Origin of the sequence: Streptomyces sp. NPDC058964 (assembly GCF_042741275.1) — a bacterium.
Taxonomy (GTDB): domain Bacteria; phylum Actinomycetota; class Actinomycetes; order Streptomycetales; family Streptomycetaceae; genus Streptomyces.
Genome location: NZ_JBHYKH010000206.1, coordinates 12,674 through 14,735, shown reverse-complemented (window position 1 = coordinate 14,735; position 2,062 = coordinate 12,674). Strand labels below are relative to the sequence as shown.

The following is a 2,062-nucleotide window of genomic DNA, read 5'->3' as shown; positions in this document are numbered from 1 at the left end:
AGGTCGAGACCTGCCGCCGCCAGGGCGGCATCGGTCAGGTCCCGCGCCTTCGCCGCCCGCTCCGCGCGCGGGCGCAGCAGGGCGCGCACCGAGTCGCCGAAGCGGCGCTGCAGCAGCGCCCGCTCGCGCAGGTGCTCGGCGACGGTCAGGGCCGGCTCCAGGTCGGTGACACCCGGTACGTGCGCGAGGGCGCTGGTCCGGCGCAGGGCTGACATCTGCCGGGGCAGCCGCAGTCCGCCCACGACCGCCGTGCCGTCGGTCGGCCTCATCCGTCCGGTGAGCGCGAGCAGCAGGCAGGTGCGGCCCGACCCCGACGGCCCCTCCACCGCGATCAGCGAGCCGGGCCCCGCGTCGACGCGGACGCCGCGGAACACCCAGCCGCGTGGTCCCCTCAGCCCGAAGTCGCGGGCCTCCACCGCGAGCCCGTGCGGACCTTCCACGCCGCCTCACCCCTGAGCTGCTTTTTGAACTGACTGGTCAGTGCAAAAACTAACCCGAACCTGCGATCGAGGCAAAAGGGCAGGTCAGAACGGATTGTCAGTGGCATACCTCACGATGGGCACATACGGCACCACCGGACAGGTCGTGCCGTCACCCAGACGACAGGAGGTTCGTCATGGCCAACTCGTCCGCGGCCGCCGCACGCCGGCGCAGCGCCACCGGCCCTGCCCCCTCACTGACCGGCCCGCCGAGCGACGTGCACCCCGTGCTCCGCCGGGCCACGGCCCCGCCCGCCGCCCTCGACCTGCTCGCCCAGGCCCGTGCCGGACTCGACGAGGCCGCCGTCCTCGAAACGCCGAACGAGCGCTATGCGACGGCCCACCTCGCCGCCCTGCGCACCGCCGCCGCCGTCCTCGCCGCGCGGGGCCGCCCGGAGCCCTCGCCCCGACGCCGCGCACGCATCAGGAGCGCATGGGAAGTGCTCCCCGAGATCGCGCCCGAGCTCACCGAGTGGAGCGCGCTGTTCGCCTCCGGCGCCCGGCGCCGCGCCCGGGCCGAGGCGGGCATCCAGGGGGCGGCCAGCCGGCGGGACGCCGACGACCTCGTACGGGACGTGGCGATGTTCGTCCGCCTCGTCGAGCGGATGCTGGTGCTCCAGCCCGTCCTGCCGCAGCCCCGCCAGGACACGACGGAGCCCGGCGGTCCGCGGACCCGCGGCGAACTCCCGGACGCCGGCTGACCGCCCCGCCGGGAAGTGCCACGGCCGGCACGGCGTCCGCCGCGCGAGACGCACGCGGCCGTACACCACGGCGGTGACCAGGTACGGCACCGGAGGCAATAGGGTGGAGAACGCATGCAGCCTTCCCTCCTCCCGCACCCCGGGCGGGCGGGGGAGGCACCCCGTTCGCGCCGCCGGGCAACAGGCGGTGCCGCGCCGAGGAGTCAACTGCCGTGTCGGATCCGATGCGCCCGCCCGTCTCCCACCACCACCCTCAACGGACGTCGCTGCGCTCCGACCCCTCTCGCCCCCGTGCCTCTCTCCGTACCGCCGTGGTCTGGGAGGTCCTCCAGGACGCTCTGGACCGTCGGATCAAGGCCACGGGCCGGGACTCGCTGGACGTGCTCGACACCGGCGGCGGCAGCGGCAACTTCGCCGTGCCCCTGGCCCGGCTCGGCCACCGCGTCACCGTCGTCGACCCCAGCCCGAACGCGCTGTTCGCGCTGGAGCGCCGGGCCGCCGAGGCCGACGTCGCCGAGCGGGTCCAGGGCGTGCAGGGCGATGTCCACGGGCTCTTCGACGTGGTCGAGCGCGGCGGCTACGACGTGGTGCTGTGCCACGGCGTCCTGGAGTACGTGGACGACCCGGCCGAGGGCGTCCGCAACGCGGTGGCGGCCCTGCGCTCCGAGGGCGTCCTCAGCCTGCTCGCGGCCGGCCTCGGCGGCGCCGTGCTGGCCCGCGCCCTCGCGGGTCACTTCAAGGAGGCCAGGCAAGCCCTCGAGGACCCGGCCGGCCGCTGGGGCGCCGGCGACCCGGTGCCGCGGGGGGGGGGGGGGGGGGGCGGCGGGGGGGGGGGTCGGGGGGGGGGGCGGGCGGGGGGGGGGCGGGGGCGGGGGGGGGTGC

General features: G+C 76.5%; 3 protein-coding genes. 2 read left to right on the top strand and 1 reads right to left on the bottom strand.

Going from position 1 to position 2,062, the window contains the following annotated elements:
• On the bottom strand, nt 1-440 hold a 440-nt coding region (locus ACFW2E_RS24190), incomplete at its 3' end, for an ATP-binding cassette domain-containing protein (RefSeq protein ID WP_384469164.1).
• 176 nt (nt 441-616) lie between these two features.
• On the opposite strand from ACFW2E_RS24190, the gene ACFW2E_RS24185 reads away from it, so the two are divergent.
• The gene (locus tag ACFW2E_RS24185) at nt 617-1,180 is read left to right on the top strand and encodes an SAV_6107 family HEPN domain-containing protein (protein WP_384469163.1); all 564 of its coding nucleotides are present in this window, start codon (nt 617-619) and stop codon (nt 1,178-1,180) included.
• Nucleotides 1,181-1,404: 224 nt separating this feature from the next.
• Nucleotides 1,405-2,062, top strand: a 658-nt coding sequence (locus ACFW2E_RS24180) for a class I SAM-dependent methyltransferase (RefSeq protein WP_384469165.1), incomplete at its 3' end; no start/stop codon positions are given.

What these genes read in the sequence shown, in the direction of transcription:
- ACFW2E_RS24185 (WP_384469163.1), top strand. Translation starts at nt 617, where the DNA reads ATGGCCAACTCGTCCGCGGCCGCCGCACGCCGGCGCAGCGCCACCGGC.